Origin of the sequence: Burkholderia arboris (assembly GCF_902499125.1) — a bacterium.
Classification (GTDB): domain Bacteria; phylum Pseudomonadota; class Gammaproteobacteria; order Burkholderiales; family Burkholderiaceae; genus Burkholderia; species Burkholderia arboris.
On sequence record NZ_CABVPX010000007.1, the window covers coordinates 39,988 to 62,755 of the forward strand.

The following is a 22,768-nucleotide window of genomic DNA, read 5'->3' on the forward strand; positions in this document are numbered from 1 at the left end:
TGAATCAGCAGGCTTCGGGTGTTGCCTGCCACGATCGATCATCGACGGGAGGCAACGAACATGGACAGGCGCTTTACACAGGTCGAATTCGGGCCGCATACGGTCGACGTGCTCGAGGGCGGGTACTACGACCGGTTCCGGATGAATCCGGACCTGAACGAGGTGGCGCGCGACCCCGCAGCCGGGAACATCGATTTTTTCCGCCGGATTCCGAAGCGTCAGGTGGCTTCGCGGGTGGGGCCGACCTGGGCGCCGAACTTCTATTACCGTTCCAGCAGCATCCAGCTGTTGTTCCTCGCGCCGCTCGAACGCCTGCGGACCACGCTGCCCGCGCCGCTCGAACCGCTGCGGGCGCTCCCCGGGTACGGGCTCGTCGCACTGACGTTCTTTTCGTATTCGGTCTGCGACAACGATCCGTATGACGAAGTATCCGTCGCGGTGGTGATCCGCCGGCCGGGTGCGAAAGGGTCGCATGCGCTCGAGCTGATCGACTCGATGCGGCGCCGCAGTTTCGTCGCACACGTGCTGGCGCTGCCGGTCACGACGGACATCGCGCGGGTGCGCGGCGTACACGGGTATCAGTTGCCGAAATGGCTCGCCGATATCGACGTGAACATCGGTGCCACCGCCCGTGCGCGCATTGCCGGCCCGGACGGCCGGACGGACCTGAGCCTGAGCGTGCCGTCGCCGGCGCTGACCAGCGTGCCGTCGCAATCGCACATGGGCACGACGACGATGGTCAACCGTATCGACGGCGAATGGCACCAGTCGTCGGTGCAGACCAACATGCTGTCGTTCGCGCAGCGCCTGTTGCCGCGCAACGTCGAACTGGTTCGGCACGGCGGGCCGCTGAGCCAGTTGCTCGACGGGCTGGGCGCGTCCACCATCATGCGTCTGGATGTGGTCAAGGACGCGCAGCTGGTCCTGAACCTGCCGACGCCTTTGAAGACGTTCGATGAACCCGGAAAGCCCCGCTAACGATACGAATGCGCGCGACCCGCGCGCGCCGAAGGAGTCGTCCATGCCCCAACCGACCTACGATCTCGTCGTATTCGGCGCCACCAGTTTCGTCGGTCAGATCCTGACCCGCTACCTGTCCGACTACCTGTCGGATCATGGCGAGACGCTGCGCTGGGCCATTGCGGGCCGGTCCCAGGCGAAGCTCGGGCAGGTGAGGGACGCGCTCGGGGCGGCCGGGCAGTCGGTGCCGATCATCGTCGCCGACGCGGCCGACGAAGCGCAGCTTCGGGCGCTGTGTGCGCAAACGCGGGTGGTCGTGTCGACCGTCGGGCCGTACGCGCTTTACGGCGAGCCGCTGGTCAGGGTCTGCGCGCAAACCGGCACCGATTACTGCGACCTGACCGGCGAGACGCAGTGGATCAAACGGATGATCGACAAGTACGAGCCCGCGGCCCGGCAATCGGGCGCGCGCATCGTGCATTGCTGCGGCTTCGATTCGGTGCCGTCGGACATGGGCGTTTTCTTCCTGCAGCAACAGGCGCGGCAGCAGTGGGACGCGCCGGCCACCCATGTGAAGATGCGGGTCCGCACGCTGAAGGGTGGGGCGTCGGGCGGCACCGTGGCAAGCGTGATCAACGTCGTGCGGGAAGCGGCGGCCGATCCGGCGTTGCGCAGGGAACTGCTCGATCCGTATTCGCTGTGCCCGCAGGGGCATGGCTTCACGGTGCGGCAGCATGCGGTTCGATCCGCAGAATTCGATCGCGACAGCGACACATGGATCGCGCCGTTCGTGATGGCGGCGATCAACGAGCGTGTCGTGCACCGCTCCAATGCGCTGGCGGGCAATGCGTACGGCAGCCGCTTCACCTACGACGAGGCCGTGATGACGGGTACCGGCCTCAAGGGCCGGCTGACCGCGCTGACGATGGTGGCCGGACTCGGCGCGTTCATGGTGGGGGTTCTCGTCAAGCCGGTGCGCAGCCTGATGGAGCGCTTCCTGCTGCCGAAGCCCGGCGAAGGGCCGAGCGCCGAGGCCCAGCAGGCCGGCCGCTACGACATACGTTTCTTCGGCCGCGCCGACGACGGGCGGACCTTGCGCGTGAAAGTCACGGGCGACCGCGATCCGGGCTATGGCTCCACCGGCAAGATGCTCGGGCAGGCTGCGATCAGTCTCGCGCTCGATTGCGGCAGCGACGGCGTCAAGACCGGGCGCGGTGGCGGTTTCTGGACGCCCGCGACGATGTTCGACGAACGCTATATCGCGCGTCTGGTTCGTCATGCGGGGTTGCGTTTCGAGGTGATCTGAGCGAACCCCGTCGGCTTTTTCAAGGGAAAGGATAAAGATCGGATGACGAATCAACGTGAGGAGACAACCTGACGTCAGGGCAAGGCAGATGGTCGGCTGCAGGCCGGCCGGGGAGTATCGGAACATGAAGATCGGGGAACTGGCGGAACGCACCGGCCTGACCCCTTCGCGCATCCGTTTCTACGAGCGCATCGGTCTGTTGACGCTCGTCGAGCGCGAAGCGAACGGCTATCGCACCTATCCGCCGGAAGCGGTGACGGCGCTCGATCTGATCACGACGGCGCAGAAAGCGGATTTCAGCCTGGACGAGATTCGCACGCTGATTCCGTCCGACTTCGCCCAGTGGCAATGCGGTGCGTTGCTCGACGCGCTCTGCCGCAAGGTGCAGGACATCGAGGCGCTGGAGGCGCGGCTCGCGCACAGCAAGGCGCACGTCATCGCGCTGATCGCCGGGATCGGCGCGAAACCGGATACCGTCGATTGCGCAACCAATGCGAAAACGCTGCTGTCGCGCCTCCCGTCCGCGCGTGCGGCGGACGCTGGCGATGCTGGAGCCGCCGACGCTCGCGACGACCCGGCTTTGCGCCGGACCACCGGCCGTTAGGCGGCCGCCGGTGCGTCGCACGACAGCAGCGCGACGACCTGGTCGGCCGTTGCCTTCGCCGATTGCGGGTTCTGGCCGGTCACGAGGCGGCCGTCGACGACGACGTTCGACGTGAACGGCAGCAGTGCCTTCTCGTAGCGCGCACCACGCTGCTGCATCTGCTGCTCGACGTTGTAGGGCACCTTCTTCGCGACGCCTGCCAGGATTTCCTCCAACCACGAATAGCCGGTGATCCGGCGTCCGGCGACCAGCAGCGAGCCGTCCGACAGCGTCGTGTTCAGCAGCCCGCAATAGCCATGACAGACCGACGACACGACGCCGCCGCGCTCGTAGATCTCGCGCGTGAGCCGCTGCAGCCCCGCATCGTCCGGATAGTCCCACATGACCGCATGGCCGCCGGTGAAGTAGATCGCATCGAAGCCGGCCGGATCGATCTCGTCCGGGCGGGCCGTGTTCGCGAGCAGCGCCTCGTTGGCCTTGTCGGCGCGCCATGCCTTCGACGCGGCGTCGGCATGCGGCCATTTGAGCGAGCGCGGCTCCAGCGGCGACACGCCGCCTTTCGGGCTCACGAGCTGCTGCGCATAGCCTTTCGCCGCGAAGATCTCATGGGCGTGGGTCAGTTCGGACAGCCACAGGCCGGTCGGCTGCGACGGATCGGCGTAGTGCGCGACATTGCTGACGACGTGAAGGATTCGCTTGGTCATGATGCGGGCTCCGTTTGATCGGCCACGGGCGGACGTCTGCGACGCACCGCCGGATTGTCGGTTGGCGGGACACATACCCCTGGCCTCGATACGCTGCCGAGGCAAACCATAACCTTTAAGCGAAGTTCAAGGTCAAGGCTTTTTCGCCTTGGCCGCCCGGGCGGGCTTCTCGGGCATCACGAGCCCGTCCAGCAACGTGGTCAGCGCATCCTCGATCGCGTGATCGCCGACTTTCTCGCGCACCAGCCGTCCGTCGATCGCGAGCATCGTCAGGCCGTGGAGATGCGCCCAGCACGCGGTCGCCTGGCCGAGCGCCGGGCGCGGGCGGATCGTGCCGGCGCGATGCCCGTGCTCCAGGATGTCGACGACCAGCAGGAACGGCGCCTGCACGCGCGGATCGAGATGGATATCCGACGGCTCCCCGGCATCCGCGGCAAACATCAGCCGATACAGATCCGGGTTGCGTTTCCCGAACGCGAGATGGGCATAGGCGAGCGCCAGCAGCACGTCCGGTGCATTCGCCGCGGGATCGACGGAGGCGGCGAGATCGTCGCGCAGGCGATCGAAGCCGATCAGCGCGAGCTCGTGCAGCAACGCGGCCTTGTCCGGGAAATGCCGGTACGGCGCGGAGTGGCTGACGTTCGCGCGCCGCGCGATTTCGCGCAGCGTGAACTGCCAGCCTTGCTGCTCCTGCAGTGTGTCGAGTGCCGTTTCGATGATCGCGCGACGCAGATCCCCGTGGTGATAAGCCTTTTGCCCGGCGTCCGCATCCCCATCCGACGACATCGTATTGCTCCTATGTTGACAAGGAACACATTGTGGTCCTATGATCGGCCGCATGCAAGTTGACAGTGTCTACATCGACGCAACCTCGTGAGGTGCACCATGGCCGTTTCTGCAGAATCCAGCTCGAGCATCGATCCGGCGGCGTTGCTGGCCCGCCAGCGCAGCGCATTCGTGGCCGAGGGGCCGCCGAGCCTGCAGCAGCGCAAGGCGCGGCTCGCGCGGTTGCGGGCCGTGGTGCTGGCGCATCGCCGCGATGTGGAGGAGGCGGTCAACGCCGATTTCGGACATCGCTCGCGCCACGAGACCGCGATCATGGAACTGGTCGGCGTGGTCCAGGCGATCGACTACCTGACGCGCAACCTGCGCCGCTTCATGAAGCCGCAGCGCCGGCACGTCGGCCTCTTCTATCGCGCCGGGCAAGCGCATGTGGCATACCAGCCGCTGGGCGTGATCGGTGTGATGGCGCCGTGGAATTACCCGTTCGCGCTGACGTTCATTCCGCTGGCCACCGCGCTGGCCGCCGGCAACCGCGCGATGCTCAAGCCTTCGGAGCTGACGCCGCGTACCAGCGAAGTGATGCGTCGGATGCTCGCCGACACGTTCCCGAGCGAAGAGGTCGCGGTCGTGCTCGGCGGCCCGGAAGCCGGCGCGGCGTTCAGCGGGTTGCCGTTCGATCATCTGCTGTTTACGGGCAGCACGCAGGTGGGCCGCAAGGTGATGAAGGCCGCGAGCGACAATCTCGTGCCGGTGACGCTCGAACTGGGCGGCAAGAGCCCCGCGATCGTCGCGAGAGGGCATGTCGATGGCCGGACGATGTCCAGCATCGTGTTCGGCAAGCTGTCGAACGGCGGACAGACCTGCGTGGCGCCCGACTACGCGCTCGTGCACGAAGACGATCTGGACGCGTTCGTCACGCAATACGATGCGGCCGTCGCGCGTTTCTATCCGAACGGGCCGACCAGCCCGGACTACACGTCGATCGTCAGCGACCGGCACTACGACCGTCTGAAAGGCCTCGTCGACGAAGCGCGCAGCAAAGGCGCGCGCGTGATCGAGGCGGGCATCCATCCGCAAAGCGCGGCGACCCGCAAGCGCACGCTCGCGCCGACGCTGATCGTCGGCGCAGGCGACGACACGGCGGTCATGCAGGAAGAGATCTTCGGGCCGATCCTGCCGGTGCGCACGTATCGCACGATCGACGAGGTCGTCGATTACGTGAACGCGCGCCCGCGGCCGCTGGCGCTGTATTACTTCGGTCGACGGGACGGCGATTGCGAGACGTTGCTGAGGCGGACCACGTCGGGCAACGTCGGCATCAACAACACGGTCCTGCACGTCGCGCAGGAAGACTTGCCGTTCGGCGGCGTCGGGCCGAGCGGGATGGGCGCGTATCACGGCATCGAGGGATTCCGTGCGATGAGCCACGCCAAGGGCGTGTTCGTGCAAGGACGCTGGAGCCTGCCGAGCCTGTTGCGCGCACCGTTCGGCAAGCTTGCGGATGTCTCGCTGGCGGCGCTGCTCGGACGGCGCCGGGAACCGGCCGGTGGGCGTATCGAATGGAGTGCGAAGCGTTGAGCCGGGCCGTGCGCCGTGTGCGCGGCCGTGACGGGCCGCGCAAGTTTTACAGGTGCCTGTACTGATCGTAGTCGAACAGGTGAATGACGAAATTCTTCCCGTTCTTTTCGTACAAGACGAAGACGATCTGGTCGCCCGTATTCAGAATGCCCGCGCCATTGGCTTCGTCCAGGATGTGCTGTATCGCGCTCGTCGCCGGGGATATGCTGGACGACCCGATGTTGGCCAGATAAATTCTGCGAGGAGACGTCGTCAAGAGGAGTTTGCTCAAATCGTGGAATTTGAGATCTTCCTTGCTCTCGCTTTCGGCCGTCAGAATGGGGCAGTGCTTCTTGTCTTCGGGGCTGATGAAAAAGTCGACGAGAAGCTCGGATGGAATGAGTTTTATCTTCGCGCTTTTTGCGTAAGATTCGATATTGCTTTTGAAACTGCTCTTGAGAACGCTTTTCTTGTGCAGCTCGGTCCGAAGTTCGAATCCGGATCCCAGTTTCGTACTGACCTTCATGATGAACCATGCCGTGAAAAGCGAGAAGCCAATCATGTCGTTGTTCGAGCTGGTAGACGCAGGCTTCGGCGGCTTGCCGAGGCTCAGGATACGAATCAGCTTCGGGATGAGGTCATCTGCTTCGAACGTCGACGTGCCTGCCTTCTGATTGACATTCAAAAAAGTCAGCGAGGATAGTGCCTCGCGACACAAATTGAATAATTGCGATTCAAGAATCGTTACATTACTCATGAATTCATGTCCCCGAGTGGTCTGCGGGAATTATAGCTTGCGGCAGATGTTGCGCATCAACGCAACTGTTTCGTCGATATTCGATTCCGCTGGTTGGGATCATTAATCCGGACATGGTGTGTGCGGGTTCGCGCATGCGGGTTATGTTCCGCTACGCCCGGTTGCGTTTGCCCGCCCCCGTGCGGGCGGCCGTCTCGTCCAGCATCGTCGCGGCGAATTCGACGGCTGCCGGCATCCGGGCGTCGTGCATCATCACGAATTCCATGTCCGGCAATTCGGGCAGCCCTTCGGACGGGCCGAGTTCGCGAAGCGTGTCGTCGATCGCGCTGCGCGGCACCGGGGCGATCGCGATGCCGGCCCGCGCGAAGGTCCGGATGCCGGTCACGCTCGGGCTTTCGCACGCGATCCGGTAGGGCATGCCGGCCAGCGCGAGCGCCTTGATGGCGGCGCCGCGGTACGGGCACGGATCGGGGAAGCAGGCGAGCGGCACGTCGCCTTCCGGAAGCGGCTCGTGGCGCGCAAACGCCCAGGCGAGCGGCTCCTGCCACAACGTTGCACCCTGGCCCGAATGCGAGCATCGGCTGCCGATCACGAGATCGAATTCGCCGTTTGCATGCCGCTGAAACAGGTTGTCGCCGATGTCGACAACCAGATCCATCCGCAGGCCGCGCCGCGCGGCGCCATGACGGCGCATCAGGTCAGGCAGCCAGCCATCCGCAAAATCCTCCGACACGCCGATCCGCAGTTTGAGGTCGACGACAGTACCCGCTCCGAGTCTCGCCCGCGCCTCCTCGCTCAGATTGAGCATCGCGCGTGCATAGCCGAGCAGCGTCTCGCCATGCGCGGTGAGCGTGACGCTGCGGGTATTGCGCACGAGCAGCGCCTGGCCGACCTGTTCTTCCAGGCGAACGATTTGCGCGCTGACCGCGGACTGGCTCAGGTTCAGCCGGTGGCCGGCACCGGTGAAGCTTCGTACGTCGGCGACCGCAACGAACGTATGCAGCAGCGCCGTGTCGAGGGGGAGGCTCATTGATCACCAATCCGGGTTAATTCAATCAATTAATATCGTTTCCGGATTATAGGCCGACCCGATAGGCTGCGAATCGCAGTGGGCGAGCGCGCATCCGGCGCGCCGCCGTCACTGCTGACCCGGACCGGCTCCATGACATGCGTGCTCTATATCGAAGGCTCACCCAACAAGGCCTACTCGGCCTCCATCGACGTGTGCAGTGCGTTTCTCGATGCATATCGGCATGCGCATCCCGATCATGAGATCCGGACGCTCGACATCTGGGATCTGGCGATGCCCGAATTCGACGCCGCCGCGCTGGCCGCGAAATATGCCGGACTGAGCGGCACGGCGTTGACGCCGGAGCAGGCGGCGGCATGGCAGCAGATCGAACGGCTCGCGGCGCCGTTCCACGAAGCGGACAAGTTTCTGTTCGGCGTACCGCTGTGGAATTTCAGCATCCCGTACAAGCTCAAGCACCTGATCGATGCGATCTCGCAGAAGGACGTGCTGTTCACGTTCGACGCATCGGGTTTTGCCGGCAAGCTGGCCGGGAAGAAGGCGGCGGTCGTCTATGCGCGCGGGCTCGCCTATCAGGCGCCGGGGTCGTTTACGCCGGCGGCCGAGTTCGACCTGCAGCGTCCGTATATGGAAACGTGGCTCAGGTTCGTGGGCGTGACGGACGTCGCGGGAATCGTCGTCGAGCGCACGCTGTTCGGACCCGACGGCAAGGTCGATCGTAGCCGTGCGATCGACGAAGCCCGGACGCTCGCGCGCACGTTCTGACGCTGCACGCCGCGCATCCGGTGCGCGGGCGGCGCGCACACGGCGGTGGTCAGCGTCCGCCGCGCGCAATGGCGAGCGCGACGCCGAAGCCCACGAGCAGGCATCCGAACGTGCGATCGATCCAGTGGCGCAGCGACAGCAGCCGATCCCGGACCGCCGTGGCCGAGAAGCAGACGGCCACGAGGCTGAACCAGCCGGCATGCGTTGCCGCGATGAAGGCGCCGTAGCCGATCTGCACGATCAGCGGCGTGTCGGGCCGGACTGCCTGCATGAACAGGCTGACGATGAACACGGTGGTCTTGGGATTCAGCGCATTGGTCAGGAAGCCCGTACGCAGTGCGGCGAAGTCGGACAGCGGCGCCACCTTTGCGTCGGGTTGCCCGCCGCCCGCCTTCGTCATGAGCATCTTCCCGCCGAGGTAGACCAGGTAGAGCGCGCCGACCATCTTGACGGCATTGAAGAGCCACAGCGACTGGCGGATCAGCAGGCCCACGCCCAGCAGCGTATAGCTCACGTGGACCGTCACGCCGAGCCCGATGCCCAAAGCGGTGAGCACGCCGGCGCGGCGCGACAGCATCAGGCTGTTGCGCGTAACCATCGCGAAGTCCGGGCCCGGGCTGATGACGGCCAGTAGCGTAATGGTGACTACAACTATCAGTTCAGTCATGGCATTGTCCTTCCGATCGAAGTGTTGATGTCACAATAATAAGAACCACACTTCATCGGGAAAAGCGATGATTTCTGACCGGAATGGTGAGCCTGACTCACAACCGATTCGAACGAACCTGCCGTCGCTGATGGCGTTGCGGTGTTTCGAGGCGGCGGCGCGTCACGAGAATTTCAGCCGCGCCGCCGACGAGCTGTGCCTGACTCATGGCGCGGTCAGTCGTGCGGTGCGTCTGCTCGAAGACGATCTGGGCGTGACGCTGTTCGAACGGCGCAGCCGCCGTGTCTTCCTGACCGAAGCGGGCCGCAAGCTGGCCCAGGCCGTCCACGACGGCCTGGGCCTGATGCGTCACGCCGCGCACGCACTGCGCGCCGAGGCTGCTCGTGCACGGCGTTGGGTGCTGTCGTGCGAGCCGACGCTCCTGATGCGCTGGCTGATCCCGCGCTGGCCGGATTTCCAGGAGCGACACGCAGGCGTCGATATCCACCTGGCCGCTGCGGGCGGGCCGTTCTCGTTCGATCACGGCATCGACATGGCGATTCGTCGCAACGATTTCGCGTGGCCGGCGGGTTGTCACGCCGAGCCGCTGTTTGCGGAGCGGGTCGGACCGGTTTGCCGGCCGGACAAGGTTGGCGCGTGGTTTGCGGCGCGTCGCGGCGGCCGCGTGTTGAAACACGACGCGGCGCTATTGCAGACGCGGACCCGGCCGGACGCGTGGAGCGCGTGGGCGGCGGCGGCGAACCAGCCGGGCGCGAGCGGACGCGTGCAGATGTTCGATCATTTCTACTTCAGCCTGCAGGCGGCCGTCGCAGGGCTGGGGGTAGCGATCGGGCCGTGGCATCTCGTGCGCGACGACATCGAGAGCGGTGTGCTGGTCGCCCCGATGGGGTTCGTCGAGGATGGTTCGCATTACTGCCTGTTGACGCCGGCGCCGATGGCGGAGGGGAGTGCGCAGGCGGCGTTGCTGGGGTGGTTGAAGGCGGTGGCGTGATCTCGTCCGAGCGCGGCGAGATTCATTTTATTTTGCTCCGGATTGTATCGATGCATTTTCCGCCGGCATGCAGTGACATCCATACCTTGATGCAATCTGCACATCGAGGGTGTCGAATGGCCGAATCAGGCTGTAGCGTACCGAGAAAACGGACACGATGCCCGGCGCGAACAGAAAGACGACGAGCATCTGCCGCGTGGGCCAGCGGCTCGCTGCATAACTGTGCAGAAACAAATCGGCTGCACTGTACATTTCATTCTCTATCAGCCTGAAACACAATTTCCGCGAGGATGGGGCCGGCATATGTGAAAAGGGCCGTCGTCCTGCCCGATGCAGGTAAAAATCGATAACGGAAGACCGCTCCGCTTACTGCATTGCGGCGGCGATAAAACCCGGACGCACATTCCATGAATCCACCCGCTGACCCATTGCCGTCATCGCCTGGTGCTGCCACTTTCATTCCATTTCTCGTCGCGAGCATTGCGCTTGCGGCCGCGTACGGCGCCAGCTTTCTCCTTTCCGAGCATTTGCGTCATTGTGGCTTCGATTCCTCGATGACCGGCGCCGTGATTTCGACCGGCATCCTGACCATGATCGTCAGCGCGCTGCTCGCCGGGTGGATCGCGCAGCGTATCGGATTGATGTCGACCATCGTTGCCGCTGCCGTCGTGATGTCCGTGTCCATGCTCGCATTCAGCCTCGCGGCGATCGATGCGAGGCTGGCGTTTGCCGGTGGCCTGTTGCTGGGGATGGGGTGGTCGGCGTTTTACATTCTCGCGCCGCTTCAAATCATTCATCACCTGCGACCCGACGCACGGATCAAATACCTGACGTTGCTGTCGGGCGGTCAAATGGTCGGACTGGGACTCGCGTCGCCGATCGGTCATTTCGTTGCCGGCCGCTTCGGTTCGTATTCGGTCGTGTACGACGGACTGGCGTGCCTCTGCCTGATTGCGGCCGTTGCCTTCTACGCGGCCCGGAAATGGACAATACACACAACGACCCTGCCGATGGCGGCCACCGGCCTGACGCCCGCGCGGATCGCGGAGATCCTGCGCAACGTGACGCGGCTGCCGATCATCATGATCGCGCTCGCCGCCTGCGTCTTTTCCGCGTTGTCGAATTTTCAGGCGGCCTATGCGGAGTCGCGGCACCTGTCGCCGGACCTGTTCTTCGTGACCTTCACGGTGACGACCGTCGCCTGCCGTTTCACGTTGGCGCAAACGATCAGTCGATTGCCCGTTCGAAAGCTCGCCTGCGCGTTGTTCGGTGCGACGCTGCTGGCGCTGGTCCTGTTCGTCGCCAATCCGGGCAGCGGAATCCTGTACGTGACCGGCGCGATCGTCTTCGCCATCGGCTACGGGCTCAGCTACTCCACGTTGAACGGCATGGCGGTCAATCTGGCCGGCGAACGGGGATTGTCCGCGTCGGCGAGCTCGCAAGTCTTCACGATTGCCTACTTCACGGGTTTATTCGGGTTTCCGTACGTCGCGGGCATGCTGGTCGCCCAGGGCGGGGTGAACCTGATGATCGACGTGCTCATCGCCGTTGTCGTCATCAACCTGCTGATGCTCACTCACACGAGTCTGCGCCCGGAAAAGGCGCCGGTCGCGGCGCGCTGACGTACTCGAACGGCGATTGCCGGCGGCGCCGGAAGCCGTTACCCGGGACTGTCGTGCCACGCGTGCAAAGCGTCAGGCACACGGTCGCGTTCTTCCGCATACAAGCGCAGCGCGAATCGCCCGGCGGCGGTATCCCGCAGGCGCAGGGCTTCGTCGCGCATCGCGGCCGGTACGGCGTCGAGCGCCGGGTAGGCCGCGCGATAGCCTGCGGGAAACAGGACTGGCGCGGCGAGTGCCGCAAATGTCAGATCGGCCGCCGTGAACCGTTCGCCGACCAGGAACCGTCGGCCATCGCTCAGTCGGCCGTCGATCTCCGTGAAGACGCCGCGCACGCGTTCGATGGAGCGGGCCGCACTGTCCGGCGTGATCCTGAGCGCCGTTCGAATGAGCCGCACGACGCCCGGCAGGATGACCGGCAGCACCACGGCCTCGAACCGCGGCACCCCGCGCGACATCACGCGCAGCAACAGGCTGCGCTCGGGCAGCAATTGCGCATACGCCCAGCGCCTCGCATGCGGGCCCAGCACTTCATCGAACTGCGTCTCGAGGGCTTCGACTTCCTGCCGCAGCGCGGCATCGCGCGGGTACAGGCAATCGCCGCCGTGGAGCAGGTCGATATGTACGAGGATATCGGTGGAATCGGTGAAGCGTGCACCGCGATGAAGCAGCAAGGGCACGCTGCTACCGCCGTTGGGCAGCGTGGCCAGCCGGTGCAGCAGCGGCGCATGCGGTTGCTCGCGATAAGGTTGCGCGAGCCGGTCGAGCGCCCACCGCGCCTTCTCGCTGTAATGGCTGTGCGGCATCGTGATCAGTACAGCAGGATGAACGCATTCGGTGGTCATCGACATGGGCCTCACGCATCACGCGCCTGGCATACACGATAAAAGTGCGGGTGTGCCTGATGAATTGTGGCAAGTTCGCGGAAGGGCTTCAAGGCGATTCCGGATGCGGGAAGACGAGCTGCTCCGTACCACGAATTGGCAGCGCTGTTGTTCCGCGATACGCTCGTCAGCGTTGGCCGACGCAGATGCGATGCCGGTCGAAGGAGACGCACATGACGATCGAGTACTTTGCCGAGTGCAATCCGCTCACTCGCAACCTGCCGCGCTCGCTGGCGGTAAAAGCCGGCGATCTGGTGTTCGTGTCCGGTCAGATTGCGAGAAACGAAGACGGAAGCATCGTTGCCGGCGGGATCGACGTGCAGACACGCCGGACGTTGCAGAACGTCGCTCAGGTACTCGCGCTTGCGGGATGCACGCTCGACGATGTGGTGAAAACCACGGTCTGGCTCGAAGACGCACGCGACTTCGCCGAATTCAATCGCGTCTATGCGGAGTTCTTTCCCGGGAACAAGCCGTCGCGATCGACATTGCAGGCGACGAACATGGTCGGCACGAAGATAGAAATCGAAGCCATTGCGTGCAAACCCTGAGTGTTGCAAGCGGCGCGCCGAACAACCGGGCGGATGCCCGGGGCGGATTGCGCCGGCGCGACGCGCCCGAGCGCGGCAGGATGCGGCCGGGCTTTACCGAAATGACCCGCGATGGCGCGCGCTTCGCTAAAAGAAAGTCACGGCGTGCTTTATCGCGACGATGAATGAGCGCGGGCGCAGTTGCGACTATTCTTCATCTTTATGACAGGCATTCATCGACGCGTGCAAAGAAAGCCGATCGTCGGACTGCAGCGGACATTTTCCTTCGCCTTTAAACCCGCATTCCTGACCGGACGGTCAACGACGAGGTAAAGCGATGCAACTTCAAACCGGTAATTTATTCAGCGTCGAAGGGCAGCGCGGCGGTGACGAGCGAATCGACATACTCGTCACGGGGCAACGCCTGAATGTCGAGCGGATCGTATCGATGGGACACGCGAGCCCGGACGGGTTCTGGTATGACGACTCGCGCGCCGAATGGGTCGTGCTGCTGTCGGGGGCGGCCGTACTCGAATTCGAAGCGGATTCGACTCGGCACGATATGCGCCCCGGAGATTACGTGCTGATCGAACCGCATTGCCGTCATCGTGTCGCATGGACGCATGACGAAGCGCAAACCGTCTGGCTTGCGATCTATTACGAACGCTGAGGAAAGTATTGGCGTGTCGCCCGATCTGTCGATTGGCCAGTACGTCACACGCCGAGCGAGGCAAAGTCTCATCGATCCGGAGCGGTCTTTTAAACCCGCCGGCATCGATGCTCAATGGAAGCCCAAACTACCGGACCGCGCGTTGAATCGCGCGCCGGGAATCTTATTCCTGGATCAGGAATCGATTGCGATTCTTTGCGTCCTTGATCCATGCGGGCGCGCGACCGCGGCCGGACCAGGTTGCACCGGTCTTCGGATCGCGATATTTCGCCTGCACGGGGGCTGCCGCTTGTTTGGCCGGCCGACCGCGGCGTGAACCGAAAATGTCTTTTTCGGTAATGCCGAATTCCGCGACTTTGGTGCGGATGTCGTCGACGATCGCCTGGAATTCCGCGACGCGCGCTGCTTCGGCTTTCTCCGCCAAAGCGTCCATCTGGGCTTTCAGTTCCTTGTAAGTTGCCATATATCGCTCTTCAGGTTGTGTGTCTATACATGATAGCGGTTTCAGCCGGAAATGATGAAGAAAATCGCTCCGGCTACGAAATTCATCGTCGATATGGCGAACAGGACTGCTTCGAACACCTGAAGGTGTATCGATTTGATCGTTTCCGTCCGATCTTCTCCTCCGGGACAAGCATCGGAGACTCAATTATTCTTGATCTTTTTTCAGAAGGATCGGGGAATTCACTGATGAACAGAGACGACACGCTGAAACAGGTTGCAGCCGAATTCGGATTCGATCCGGACGAAACGATCCGGATCGGCGGAAAGTACACCGCCGTTCTGGTCGACGGCAGTACGGCGTACATTGCCGGCCAGATTCCGCGAATCGGGGAAGTCGTGCATTTCGTCGGCGTCGTGGGCGAATCCGTTTCGCTGGAAGACGCCCGCCGTGCGGCCGGCATATCGGCGCTGCGCGCGCTGTCGCTGATCCGCAAGCACTGCGGCACGCTCGATGCGGTCGCGACGGTGCCGCGCATGACCGTGTACGTGCGAAGCGCGCCCGGCTTCACGCTGCAAAGCGAAGTGGCCGACGGCGCCTCCGACGTGTTGTATGCGGTGCTCGGTGACGCGGGCGTCCATACGCGCTCGTCGGTCGGCGTGCTGCAATTGCCGAAAGGCGCGTCGGTCGAAGCCGATTTCATTTTCGGGCTGAACCGTCGCACCGCCGCTGGCTGATTCGGCATCGGCGCGGCGACGCTTCGGGCGGATCGCGTCGATCAGCGTACCGGTCGCGAGCGCGCGGCTTCGGGTGTCATCCCGGTCCATTCGTTGAACGCGCGGAAGAACGAGTTCGGATCCTGATAGCCGAGCAGGAACGCGATCTGGCTGCAGGGCAGGTCCGAGCGATCGAGGTAATGCCATGCGAGCTTCTCGCGGACTTCCGCCAGGAGCGTCTTGAAGTTCGCGCCTTCGTCGCCGAGCCGACGTTGCAGCGTGCGCTTGCTGATGGCCAGCGTGTGCGCCACGCCGTCCACGGTGGCGAGGCCGCCCGGGATCAGTTCGAGCAGCGCCGCGCGCACGCGTTCGACGGTGCCGGCCTCGGCCGACAACACGTCGAGGCGGCGGCGCAGGTCGGGTTCGAAGATCTGCCACATCGCGTGGTTTGCCGTCACGAACGGGCGCCGTGCATCCTGCAGCGCGAAGCTCACGGAGGGCGCGTCGCCGTATCGCGGCGTCACGCCGAAAAACCGCGCATAGCCGGGATGCGGCGCGAGGCCGCGCGGCAGCGTGACGGCGCGGGCCGGCAGGTCGGTCCGGGTTGCGAGCCGCGCCAGCTTCACGAAGAAGCCGAGTTCGGCCGCGAGCAGCATGCCGGGAGGCGGCACCTCGCGTTCCAGGAAGTCGATCGCGAGCACGAGCAGATCGGCCTCGCGCGTCACGCGCAAGCGGATCGGGCCGATCAGCGGCTTGAACTGGCTGATGCGCCGGATGGCGATTTCCAGGTTCGGGCTGCACAACGCGGCGAACAGCGGCGGATCGAAGGTCTCGACCGAGACCCGATCGAGGATGCGCAGCGCGACGGCCGGCGTGTCGGCCATCTCCTCCATCGCGAGCCACATGCGGAAGAACTCGCGGGTCGTCAGCCCGCCTTCCGGCCGCGTGAACAGATCGGCGGGCAACTGCGCGCGCCGCAGCAGTTCGTCGACGCGCAGGCCGAGGTCGACCATCACGACCTGCCAGCCCGGCGATACCGCGAAGCGGTTCATCGCCGCAGTTGCCCGGTTTCGACGAGTTGCTGGAAGAAGTCGTTCATCGATTCGGCGAGCGGGCGATAGCGGATCCCGAGTTCGTTGCGGCTGCGGCTGTTGTCGCCACGCCAGGGCAGCCCGACGTTGAGCGCGATCATGCGGCGCGTCACGCTCTTGTTCGCGAGCGGGCCGACCAGCCACACCAGCCATTTCGGCAGGATGCGCCGCGGAATCGGATAGTCGGCGCCATACCGTTCGAGCAGCGTGGCCGCCATCGCCGGCAGGCTCGTATCGTGCCCCGACACGATGTAGCGGCCGTTCGCGTCGGGCAGGAACGCGGCGCGCAGGTGAGCGTCGGCCACGTCGCGGACATCGACCGCGCCCATGCCGAGATCGGGCACGCCCGTTTTCATCGTGCCGTTGCCCATCTGCCGCACGATCTCGAAGCTTTCCGACGTCGCGTACGGATTGATGCCGGGCCCGATCACGAGCGACGGATTGACGGTCACGAGATTCCAGCGCTGCTGTCCGCCGGCGAATGTCCACGCCTCGCGCTCGGCAACGGTTTTCGAATACGAATAGGGCTGGTGGGTCAGCGACGAGCTGGTATTCCAGATCGCTTCGGTGAACACACCGTTCGGCGTCGCGGCGAGATCGGCGTTGTCGCCGTAGATCGCCGCGCAGCTGCTGGTCAGCACGACGCGCCGTACCGACGGCGTGCGGTTGACCGTTTCGAGCACGTTGCGCGTGCCGAGCAGCGCGGGATCGACGAGTTCCTTCTGCGGATCGCGGACGGTGACCGTGAACGGCGATGCCGTGTGGAACACGGTCCCGCAACCCGCCATCGCTTCCGCGTACGACCCGGGTTCGAGCAGGTCGGCACGGAAATAGCGGATCGTGCCGGGCTTGCCGGCCGCGATGCGCTGGAGATGTTTCAGCTTGTCCGGGCTGTCGGGATCGCGGACGGCCGCATGGACCGTCACGCCGGCCTCGAGCAGCCGCTGCACGAGCCAGCCCGCAACGTACCCGGTTGCGCCGGTCACCATGACAGGGAGGTCGGTATCGATATTCATGAGCGGGATTCCGTGGCGGAGGGGATGCGCCATGATGACGCCTTTCGCGCGCCACTTCACTCGCAAAGCGTGCCAATCGACATGCAATGGGCGACAGGCGTCGCGATGCCCGACACCCATTTGTCAGACGTGAAGGCGCGCACTTCCTGTCATGTCCGGTAACCACGGCGCGCCCGATATCGCCCGGCATCCCCACTTTTGGGGATGCCGTCGCCTGACGGCGCGCCTACGATTGACGGCAGGGCATCGGGGACCGGATCCCACCAGAACAAGCGGACAGGCCTGTCGTTGCGTATCGATCGCTGCGAACGTCCGCGCAGTCGGCTGACACAACCGTCGCGTACGCTGATGTGCAACGTGTGCGGTGCGTCGCCGGCATCGCGGCACGGTGGCGCGTTGATGACGGAAGGCCTGATGTCGCATTTCGGGGAATTTCAATCAATATGCTGGCACGAGACTATGTGGAACGAGAGCTCTCTCACATTCAGAGAATGGTCGCTCTCCTGGACAGCGAGACGGTCGCTGACGACGTATCGATGTCGGGCGCGGGGCGCGTCAGACATCCGAGCTACTGGCGCGGGCGTATCGAGGAGCTGCTGTCGGCACCCGATATGCCGCGTCACGTGAGAAAGCTCTGCGAAGCGGTGCTCGTGAAGATCGACGCGATGGAGTCGCGATTCGCGACGATGAAGTAAGTGCATCGTCGGATGGCGGGGCGAAATGCGTTTCATCGCGTCGTCGCGGGTGTCAGTCCGAGCCGTTGCTTACTCGAGCGCCATCACGTCAAGCAGGGCCGCGCGAAACGCGGCCATTTCCGCGGCGGTGCCGATGGACGCGCGCAGGTATGCCGGCGGGCCCGACTCGCGAATCAGCACACCGTGGCTCAGGAGTCCGCGCCAGATCCGGTGGCGATCCGCAAACTTGCCGAACATCACGAAGTTGGCGTCGGAATCGGCCACCGCGAGGCCCAGCCCGCGAAGCCAGCCGACCGTGGCGTCGCGCTCGGCCTTGATCGCCTCCACTTGCGACAGCATCTCGTCGCGCGCGACCAGCGCCGCGCAAGCCGCGGCCTGCGTAAAGGCCGACAGGTGATAGGGCAGCCGGACCAGCTTCAGCGCGTCCACGATTGCCGGCGCGCACGCGCAATAGCCGACGCGGCCGCCGGCGAACTTGAACGCCTTGCTCAACGTGCGGGAGACGATCAGCCGCGGGTAGTCGGGCAGCAGCGCGACCGCGCTGCGTACGCCGCGACGCCGGAACTCCGCATAGGCTTCGTCGACGACGACCACGCCCGGCGCGACGTCGAGTATCGCGCGAAGGGTGTCGAGTGGCAGCGCGGTCCCGGTCGGATTGTTCGGCGACGTCAGCAGGATCACGCTCGGCCGATGCGTGCGGATGCTGTCGAGCGCCTGATCCAGGTCCAGCGCGAAATCTTCGGTACGCGGCAGCGCATGCAGGTGCGTGAAGGTCGTCCGGCAGTATTCGTCATACATCGGATACGCGGGCGTAAAGGCCAGCGCCGATCGCCCCGGGCCGCCGAATGCCTGCAGGATCTGCTGGATCACCTCATTCGAGCCGTTGGCCGCCCACACGTTCGACGCGTCGACGCCCACGCCGCTGTCGTGCGACAGGTAGTCGGCCAGATGCGAGCGCAGCGCGGCAAAGTCGCGATCGGGGTAGCGGTTCGCGTGGCGCGCCGCGTCGGCGACCGCGATCGCGATGCGTTCGACGAGTGCCGGCGACGGCGGATAGGGGTTCTCGTTGACGTTCAGGCAGACCGGCACATCGAGCTGCGGCGCCCCGTACGCGTGCTGCATCCGGAGATCCTCCCGCAGCGGCAGATCCGACAGGGAGACTTCTTTCCAGGGGTGTTGCATTGAAAACGCTCCATACGTTATCGGTTGATCGGCACAGCAGGTTTTGACGGCGCAAAAAACAAAAAAGGCGCCGGAGGCGCCTTGGTTGTCGTCCTGATCGGGAACGTGCCCGATGCAATGTCTAGATGCGAAACGAACCACGGCGCAATGGAGGGCGGCCGTGATGATGGTGCTGCGAGGTCGTGATGTTCCGGATCGTCATGCGCTGCATCATGGCATACCCCGGCGGCGATGAAAAGCCGGCTCTCGTCCGCACCAACAGCGCCGGTGTATCGAAAGCGGCCATTACGTCTGACAAAAGACGGTAACAAACGTGGTATTTCGTTCAAACCTGCATCGGCCATTTGAACAACGAGACCGATTGAGTAAGATGCCCGAACGACGTTCGACAAAAACGCACGGCGCGGGGTGGCCAGATGCATATGAACGGGTTGATTCCATCGGCATGGATCGATGACATCTACGCTGCGGCACTGGGCGATCAACGATGGGAAACGGTGCTGGACGGGTTGCGTTCGTCGGTCGGCGTGCGCATGGCCACGCTGCTGTCGTTCGACGAGGCGGCGAGGGTGCCGGCGATCGAGCAGGCAGCCGGCGACGATGCGTCGTGGGTCGCCGCGTGTCACCACAGCTACAACACCGAGTTCTACCTGTACGACCCGGTCGTGCCGATTGCCGGCGACTGGCCGGTGGGGCGCTGGTTCGAGGACGTCAAGCACCTGCCCGCGCAGCAGCGCGCGCGCAGCGTGTTCTATCGGGAATTCCTGCATCCCTTCGGGCTCGGCAGCATCTCGGGCCTGTACATTCATCGCGGCGAGGGCGCCAGCGCGTTCCTCAGCGTCCAGAGCGGCCCCGAATCGGAAGGGCTTTCCGACGATCAGCGCCGCACCATCGAGATCATGGGCGCGCACATCCGCCGTGCGCTGCAGATCCAGGCGCGCATCGGCGAACTCGAGGCGCGTGTGGCCGCCGCGGAATCGGCGCTCGATGCGATTCCGGTGCCGGTGTTCCTGCTCGGCGCGCAGCGCGAACTGCGCTACACGAACCGGGCGGCCGCTCAGCTGATCGCCGCCGAACCGGCGCTGCGGGTCGTGAACGGGCGTTTTGCGCCGGAAGGCTGCATCGACGACGCGCAATGGCGGCACGCGTTCGCGCGCGGCGGGCTATTGCTGCGGCGGGCGACGGGCGAACCGTTGCCGCTTGCGCTGATCCCCGTTCCCGAACAGTCGCGCCTCGCGCGCGAACGGCCCGGTGTGGCTGCGCTGATGACGGCCGCCGACCTGCGTTCGCCGGCGGCGCGCGCGCAGCGCTTGCGCGTGTTCTACGGGCTGTCGTCGGCGGAAGCCGATCTCGCCGTGCTGCTCTGCTGCGACGGGCGGTCGCCGCAGGAATGCGCGGCGTTGCGCGGCGTGTCGATCGGCACCGTCCGCGCGCAGATCAAGTCGATCTATGCGAAGACGGACGTGGCGCGCGCGGCGCAACTGACGTCGCTGGTCATGCAGACCTGAGCGTGCCGCACGCGCGGGCGCGGCGGGTTCCCCGCGCCGGCGCGGGAAACCCGATCGCGCCGGCCGGGTGTTACAGCGCCGGCGCCCACGTCGACCCGAACGGGTTCGACTGGTCGATGCCCGGGAAGTCGACGAACGCCTTGCTGCAGTCGAGCACGCTGGCCGGGTCGATCGTGTGGGCCGCCGTGCCGTTGACGACGACCCGGTTCGCGGTCGACGCGAACACCGGCAGGTTCACGTGGTGCAGCGTGAGGTTCGCGTCGGACGCGATCGTCGAGATGCCGTCGGGCGTGTCGGCCACCACGTCGCTCAGCGACATCACGAGCGGGAAGGCCGGCTCGCCGTAGCCGCCGGTGTTCGCTTCGAACCCCTGCAACTTCACGCCGGCCGTGCCCTCGATCACGACGTTCGCGAGCGAGATGTCGTGGAAGTTCGGGTACAGCGGCCCGCTCGCGGGTACGGCCTTCGTGCTGTAGTACGGCGTGAACAGCAGCGCGTTCTTCGCATCGCGGATGCAGATGTTCGAATAGCGGATGTTGCTTACTTCGCCGCCGCGCGCATAGTCGGACTTGATGCGCAGCCCTTCTTCCGAATCCTTGAACGCATTGTCGTACACCTGAACGTTCGTCACGCCGCCGTTGGTCTCGCTGCCGATCGAGATGCCGTGCCCCCAGTAGATGTGGTTGTGCGCGATCACGACACCCCATTTGCGATCGGCGCGCACGTCGCGATTGCCGTCGATACCGAACAGCCCCGAACCGGCGGGCGCCGGGTTGTTGCTGCCCTTGAGCGCGATGTCGTCGTCGCCGGTGCTCACGTAGTTGTACGCGAACACGAAGTTCTTCAGGTAGCCGTCGAACGAGATCGCGGCGGCGGACGTCGTCGTGCTGCCGGTCGACAGCGCCGCCGACGCCGGCTTCGACGCGGAGCCCGGGTCGAACGCATCGGTGTTCTTCACGTTGTCCGCGTTGAACGTCTGCCCGTTGTACAGCGGGTTGCCGTTGCCGGCCGGGTTCGCGAACGCCGCGAGCGTCGGCGTCTGCACCTTCACGTTCCAGATCGTCAGCCCGTCGACGCCGCTCGGCACCACGTGGAAATTCGGGCTGTTGTTCAGCGTGATGCGATACAGCGTGAGGTTCTTCGCGTAGTTGAACACCATCAACCGGAAATTCGACTGCGAGCCGAAGCCGGTCGTGCCGTTCTGCACCATGTTGCCGAGATACGCGAGATCCCACCACGTCATGTTGCGCACCGTCGACTTCGAGTCGACGACGGTGCCGCCGTCGTCGCATGCGGTGCCGTCGGGCGCCACAGTGCCGCCCTTGTATGCCGCGTAGGTGTTCGAGCAGGTCAGGTCGACCTTCATCAGCGGGTATTTCGCATCGGACGTGACAAGCTCCGCGTAGCCGCGCCCGTCGATGCGGCCATCGCCGACCACTGCCGCGTTCACGAGATTGGTGCCGGTGATCAGCGCGGCGCAGTTCGACGAACTGCCGGCCTTCGTCGCGCTGACGGCGGTATTGCCGCAGTACGGGCCGGCGGCGTTCGGCGAATACGCCTTCACGTCGCGCGACGCATACAGCGTCACGCCCTTGTCGATCCACAACGTGACGCCGGACGGCAGCGTCAGCGGCCCGCTGATGAAGCTGTTGCCGGGCCCCGCGTGGTTGACGACGAGGCGCACCGCGAACTTGCTGGCGCGGTACTTCGGCTTCGCGAGTTCCTCGCCGGACGCGCCGGCGATGTTCGCGTTCGGGACGGCCGCCGCCTTCTGCGCGGCGGTGGCCGCGACGTCCGCCGCCGCGATCGTCGCGCCGACCTCGGCGTCCACCGCCGCGCCGCATGCGTCGAGCGCAGCCTGGATGCGCGCCTGGTCGGGGTTGGCCGTCGCGGCCGCCACGGCCTTGCCGACGCCGGCCGTCGACGGGTCGGCTTCCGGCGGCAGCGAGCCGTCGGGACGGCTCACGAGCGTATTGGCGGCCTCGAGCGTGCCGCAGACCTGCATGTCGGCCGGCAGCGCGGGCTCGGCCGGCAGGTTCGCGTCGACGGTCGTCGTGCCGACCTGGAACACGCTGGTGGCGGGCGGCGCGGTGGAGGCGCCGCCGCCGGTGCTTGAATCGTCGCCGCCGCACGCGGTGAGCGCTGCGGCTGTCGCGAGCAACGCCGCGAGCAGGCCGAGCGCGCGCGGGCGCCGGTCTGGCCGGCAAAGGGGGGATGTCATGACGAAGATCTCCTGATGAGGCATCGGCTGTGCGCGATGCCGGGTGGGTATCGGGTCGTTCGGCCCGCGC

The 22,768-nt window shown here is 65.1% G+C and carries 25 protein-coding genes; 12 read left to right on the top strand and 13 right to left on the bottom strand.

All coding sequences use genetic code 11. The annotated features are described in order from the left end of the window. Positions 1-60: 60 nt before the first annotated feature. The 3 genes from BLA15945_RS10655 (at position 61) to BLA15945_RS10665 (ending at position 2,870) form a co-directional block, all read left to right on the top strand. Complete coding sequence (locus tag BLA15945_RS10655) at positions 61-978, top strand: acetoacetate decarboxylase family protein (protein ID WP_174992293.1); 918 nt, start codon at positions 61-63, stop codon at positions 976-978. Between the two features lie 43 nt (positions 979-1,021). Continuing rightward, positions 1,022-2,266 carry a saccharopine dehydrogenase family protein gene (locus BLA15945_RS10660; protein ID WP_174992294.1) on the top strand — a complete coding sequence of 415 codons (1,245 nt, stop codon included), beginning with the start codon at positions 1,022-1,024 and terminating at the stop codon, positions 2,264-2,266. Between the two features lie 124 nt (positions 2,267-2,390). Next, entirely contained in the window at positions 2,391-2,870 is a 480-nt protein-coding gene (locus BLA15945_RS10665) for a MerR family transcriptional regulator (RefSeq protein ID WP_174992295.1), read from the top strand. Here the strand turns inward: BLA15945_RS10665 and BLA15945_RS10670 are convergent. Together BLA15945_RS10670 and BLA15945_RS10675 are read right to left on the bottom strand one after the other, a co-directional pair. Next, a complete protein-coding gene (locus BLA15945_RS10670; protein WP_174992296.1) occupies positions 2,867-3,574 on the bottom strand; it encodes a type 1 glutamine amidotransferase domain-containing protein in 708 nt (235 codons plus the stop codon). The two genes, BLA15945_RS10665 and BLA15945_RS10670, sit on opposite strands and share 4 nt — an antisense overlap. Before the next feature lie 132 nt (positions 3,575-3,706). Beyond that, positions 3,707-4,360, bottom strand: a complete 654-nt coding sequence (locus BLA15945_RS10675) for a TetR/AcrR family transcriptional regulator (protein WP_059241288.1) — start codon at positions 4,358-4,360, stop codon at positions 3,707-3,709. 99 nt (positions 4,361-4,459) lie between these two features. On the opposite strand from BLA15945_RS10675, the gene BLA15945_RS10680 reads away from it, so the two are divergent. Further along, positions 4,460-5,935 (top strand): coniferyl aldehyde dehydrogenase, encoded by a 1,476-nt coding sequence (locus tag BLA15945_RS10680; protein WP_174992297.1) that lies wholly within the window; start codon positions 4,460-4,462, stop codon positions 5,933-5,935. 46 nt (positions 5,936-5,981) lie between these two features. Here BLA15945_RS10680 and BLA15945_RS10685 read toward each other — a convergent pair whose 3' ends face one another. After that, on the bottom strand, positions 5,982-6,671 hold the full coding sequence (locus BLA15945_RS10685; protein ID WP_155627322.1) for a hypothetical protein: 690 nt from the start codon (positions 6,669-6,671) through the stop codon (positions 5,982-5,984). A 151-nt stretch (positions 6,672-6,822) separates the two neighbouring features. Further along, on the bottom strand, positions 6,823-7,701 hold the full coding sequence (locus BLA15945_RS10690) for a LysR substrate-binding domain-containing protein (RefSeq protein WP_059241291.1): 879 nt from the start codon (positions 7,699-7,701) through the stop codon (positions 6,823-6,825). A 132-nt stretch (positions 7,702-7,833) separates the two neighbouring features. Between BLA15945_RS10690 and BLA15945_RS10695 the strand changes: the two genes are divergently transcribed. Further along, positions 7,834-8,466 (top strand): FMN-dependent NADH-azoreductase, encoded by a 633-nt coding sequence (locus BLA15945_RS10695; protein ID WP_059242414.1) that lies wholly within the window; start codon positions 7,834-7,836, stop codon positions 8,464-8,466. Between the two features lie 49 nt (positions 8,467-8,515). On the opposite strand, the gene BLA15945_RS10700 is transcribed toward BLA15945_RS10695, so the two are convergent. Continuing rightward, positions 8,516-9,133, bottom strand: coding sequence for a LysE family translocator (locus BLA15945_RS10700; protein WP_174992298.1), 618 nt, complete (start codon positions 9,131-9,133; stop codon positions 8,516-8,518). 67 nt (positions 9,134-9,200) lie between these two features. On the opposite strand from BLA15945_RS10700, the gene BLA15945_RS10705 reads away from it, so the two are divergent. Continuing rightward, the gene (locus BLA15945_RS10705; RefSeq protein ID WP_174992299.1) at positions 9,201-10,124 is read left to right on the top strand and encodes a LysR family transcriptional regulator; all 924 of its coding nucleotides are present in this window, start codon (positions 9,201-9,203) and stop codon (positions 10,122-10,124) included. 27 nt (positions 10,125-10,151) lie between these two features. Here BLA15945_RS10705 and BLA15945_RS10710 read toward each other — a convergent pair whose 3' ends face one another. Then, entirely contained in the window at positions 10,152-10,376 is a 225-nt protein-coding gene (locus BLA15945_RS10710) for a hypothetical protein (RefSeq protein WP_174992300.1), read from the bottom strand. 155 nt (positions 10,377-10,531) lie between these two features. Here BLA15945_RS10710 and BLA15945_RS10715 point away from each other — a divergent pair, with 155 nt between their 5' ends. Continuing rightward, positions 10,532-11,746: an MFS transporter gene (locus tag BLA15945_RS10715; protein WP_174992301.1), complete on the top strand. Its 1,215-nt coding sequence runs from the start codon at positions 10,532-10,534 to the stop codon at positions 11,744-11,746. Positions 11,747-11,784: 38 nt separating this feature from the next. Here the strand turns inward: BLA15945_RS10715 and BLA15945_RS10720 are convergent, their stop codons facing one another. Further along, positions 11,785-12,594: a glutathione S-transferase family protein gene (locus BLA15945_RS10720; protein ID WP_174992302.1), complete on the bottom strand. Its 810-nt coding sequence runs from the start codon at positions 12,592-12,594 to the stop codon at positions 11,785-11,787. A 206-nt stretch (positions 12,595-12,800) separates the two neighbouring features. On the opposite strand from BLA15945_RS10720, the gene BLA15945_RS10725 reads away from it, so the two are divergent. Both BLA15945_RS10725 and BLA15945_RS10730 read left to right on the top strand, forming a co-directional pair. Next, entirely contained in the window at positions 12,801-13,178 is a 378-nt protein-coding gene (locus BLA15945_RS10725) for a RidA family protein (protein WP_174992303.1), read from the top strand. 316 nt (positions 13,179-13,494) lie between these two features. Further along, positions 13,495-13,827 carry a cupin domain-containing protein gene (locus tag BLA15945_RS10730; protein ID WP_174992304.1) on the top strand — a complete coding sequence of 111 codons (333 nt, stop codon included), beginning with the start codon at positions 13,495-13,497 and terminating at the stop codon, positions 13,825-13,827. A gap of 163 nt (positions 13,828-13,990) precedes the next feature. Here the strand turns inward: BLA15945_RS10730 and BLA15945_RS10735 are convergent, their stop codons facing one another. Next, complete coding sequence (locus BLA15945_RS10735; protein WP_059241298.1) at positions 13,991-14,290, bottom strand: H-NS histone family protein; 300 nt, start codon at positions 14,288-14,290, stop codon at positions 13,991-13,993. A gap of 227 nt (positions 14,291-14,517) precedes the next feature. On the opposite strand from BLA15945_RS10735, the gene BLA15945_RS10740 reads away from it, so the two are divergent. Continuing rightward, entirely contained in the window at positions 14,518-15,006 is a 489-nt protein-coding gene (locus tag BLA15945_RS10740; protein ID WP_174992410.1) for a RidA family protein, read from the top strand. 41 nt (positions 15,007-15,047) lie between these two features. On the opposite strand, the gene BLA15945_RS10745 is transcribed toward BLA15945_RS10740, so the two are convergent. After that, a complete protein-coding gene (locus BLA15945_RS10745; protein ID WP_174992305.1) occupies positions 15,048-16,037 on the bottom strand; it encodes an AraC family transcriptional regulator in 990 nt (329 codons plus the stop codon). Next, positions 16,034-17,092, bottom strand: coding sequence for an NAD-dependent epimerase/dehydratase family protein (locus BLA15945_RS10750; protein WP_174992306.1), 1,059 nt, complete (start codon positions 17,090-17,092; stop codon positions 16,034-16,036). The genes BLA15945_RS10745 and BLA15945_RS10750 overlap by 4 nt, the downstream gene beginning before the upstream one ends. Before the next feature lie 443 nt (positions 17,093-17,535). Between BLA15945_RS10750 and BLA15945_RS10755 the strand changes: the two genes are divergently transcribed. Beyond that, entirely contained in the window at positions 17,536-17,787 is a 252-nt protein-coding gene (locus BLA15945_RS10755) for a hypothetical protein (RefSeq protein WP_059241301.1), read from the top strand. A gap of 69 nt (positions 17,788-17,856) precedes the next feature. On the opposite strand, the gene BLA15945_RS10760 is transcribed toward BLA15945_RS10755, so the two are convergent. Then, the gene (locus tag BLA15945_RS10760) at positions 17,857-18,969 is read right to left on the bottom strand and encodes a histidinol-phosphate transaminase (protein WP_059241302.1); all 1,113 of its coding nucleotides are present in this window, start codon (positions 18,967-18,969) and stop codon (positions 17,857-17,859) included. A 17-nt stretch (positions 18,970-18,986) separates the two neighbouring features. Next, the gene (locus BLA15945_RS10765; RefSeq protein WP_174992307.1) at positions 18,987-19,391 is read right to left on the bottom strand and encodes a hypothetical protein; all 405 of its coding nucleotides are present in this window, start codon (positions 19,389-19,391) and stop codon (positions 18,987-18,989) included. Between BLA15945_RS10765 and BLA15945_RS10770 the strand changes: the two genes are divergently transcribed. Beyond that, complete coding sequence (locus tag BLA15945_RS10770) at positions 19,392-20,477, top strand: helix-turn-helix transcriptional regulator (protein ID WP_233464180.1); 1,086 nt, start codon at positions 19,392-19,394, stop codon at positions 20,475-20,477. It begins immediately after the preceding gene. A gap of 70 nt (positions 20,478-20,547) precedes the next feature. Here the strand turns inward: BLA15945_RS10770 and BLA15945_RS10775 are convergent, their stop codons facing one another. Continuing rightward, positions 20,548-22,698: a glycoside hydrolase family 28 protein gene (locus tag BLA15945_RS10775; protein ID WP_174992309.1), complete on the bottom strand. Its 2,151-nt coding sequence runs from the start codon at positions 22,696-22,698 to the stop codon at positions 20,548-20,550. Positions 22,699-22,768: the final 70 nt, after the last annotated feature.

Bases quoted from the DNA above. Each gene is read 5' to 3' on its own strand.
- BLA15945_RS10655 (WP_174992293.1), top strand. From the start codon at position 61: ATGGACAGGCGCTTTACACAGGTCGAATTCGGGCCGCATACGGTCGAC.
- BLA15945_RS10660 (WP_174992294.1), top strand. From the start codon at position 1,022: ATGCCCCAACCGACCTACGATCTCGTCGTATTCGGCGCCACCAGTTTC.
- BLA15945_RS10665 (WP_174992295.1), top strand. From the start codon at position 2,391: ATGAAGATCGGGGAACTGGCGGAACGCACCGGCCTGACCCCTTCGCGC.
- BLA15945_RS10670 (WP_174992296.1), bottom strand. From the start codon at position 3,574: ATGACCAAGCGAATCCTTCACGTCGTCAGCAATGTCGCGCACTACGCC.
- BLA15945_RS10675 (WP_059241288.1), bottom strand. From the start codon at position 4,360: ATGTCGTCGGATGGGGATGCGGACGCCGGGCAAAAGGCTTATCACCAC.
- BLA15945_RS10680 (WP_174992297.1), top strand. From the start codon at position 4,460: ATGGCCGTTTCTGCAGAATCCAGCTCGAGCATCGATCCGGCGGCGTTG.
- BLA15945_RS10685 (WP_155627322.1), bottom strand. From the start codon at position 6,671: ATGAGTAATGTAACGATTCTTGAATCGCAATTATTCAATTTGTGTCGC.
- BLA15945_RS10690 (WP_059241291.1), bottom strand. From the start codon at position 7,701: ATGAGCCTCCCCCTCGACACGGCGCTGCTGCATACGTTCGTTGCGGTC.
- BLA15945_RS10695 (WP_059242414.1), top strand. From the start codon at position 7,834: ATGACATGCGTGCTCTATATCGAAGGCTCACCCAACAAGGCCTACTCG.
- BLA15945_RS10700 (WP_174992298.1), bottom strand. From the start codon at position 9,133: ATGACTGAACTGATAGTTGTAGTCACCATTACGCTACTGGCCGTCATC.
- BLA15945_RS10705 (WP_174992299.1), top strand. From the start codon at position 9,201: ATGATTTCTGACCGGAATGGTGAGCCTGACTCACAACCGATTCGAACG.
- BLA15945_RS10710 (WP_174992300.1), bottom strand. From the start codon at position 10,376: ATGTACAGTGCAGCCGATTTGTTTCTGCACAGTTATGCAGCGAGCCGC.
- BLA15945_RS10715 (WP_174992301.1), top strand. From the start codon at position 10,532: ATGAATCCACCCGCTGACCCATTGCCGTCATCGCCTGGTGCTGCCACT.
- BLA15945_RS10720 (WP_174992302.1), bottom strand. From the start codon at position 12,594: ATGTCGATGACCACCGAATGCGTTCATCCTGCTGTACTGATCACGATG.
- BLA15945_RS10725 (WP_174992303.1), top strand. From the start codon at position 12,801: ATGACGATCGAGTACTTTGCCGAGTGCAATCCGCTCACTCGCAACCTG.
- BLA15945_RS10730 (WP_174992304.1), top strand. From the start codon at position 13,495: ATGCAACTTCAAACCGGTAATTTATTCAGCGTCGAAGGGCAGCGCGGC.
- BLA15945_RS10735 (WP_059241298.1), bottom strand. From the start codon at position 14,290: ATGGCAACTTACAAGGAACTGAAAGCCCAGATGGACGCTTTGGCGGAG.
- BLA15945_RS10740 (WP_174992410.1), top strand. From the start codon at position 14,518: ATGAACAGAGACGACACGCTGAAACAGGTTGCAGCCGAATTCGGATTC.
- BLA15945_RS10745 (WP_174992305.1), bottom strand. From the start codon at position 16,037: ATGAACCGCTTCGCGGTATCGCCGGGCTGGCAGGTCGTGATGGTCGAC.
- BLA15945_RS10750 (WP_174992306.1), bottom strand. From the start codon at position 17,092: ATGAATATCGATACCGACCTCCCTGTCATGGTGACCGGCGCAACCGGG.
- BLA15945_RS10755 (WP_059241301.1), top strand. From the start codon at position 17,536: ATGCTGGCACGAGACTATGTGGAACGAGAGCTCTCTCACATTCAGAGA.
- BLA15945_RS10760 (WP_059241302.1), bottom strand. From the start codon at position 18,969: ATGCAACACCCCTGGAAAGAAGTCTCCCTGTCGGATCTGCCGCTGCGG.
- BLA15945_RS10765 (WP_174992307.1), bottom strand. From the start codon at position 19,391: ATGCATCTGGCCACCCCGCGCCGTGCGTTTTTGTCGAACGTCGTTCGG.
- BLA15945_RS10770 (WP_233464180.1), top strand. From the start codon at position 19,392: ATGAACGGGTTGATTCCATCGGCATGGATCGATGACATCTACGCTGCG.
- BLA15945_RS10775 (WP_174992309.1), bottom strand. From the start codon at position 22,698: ATGACATCCCCCCTTTGCCGGCCAGACCGGCGCCCGCGCGCGCTCGGC.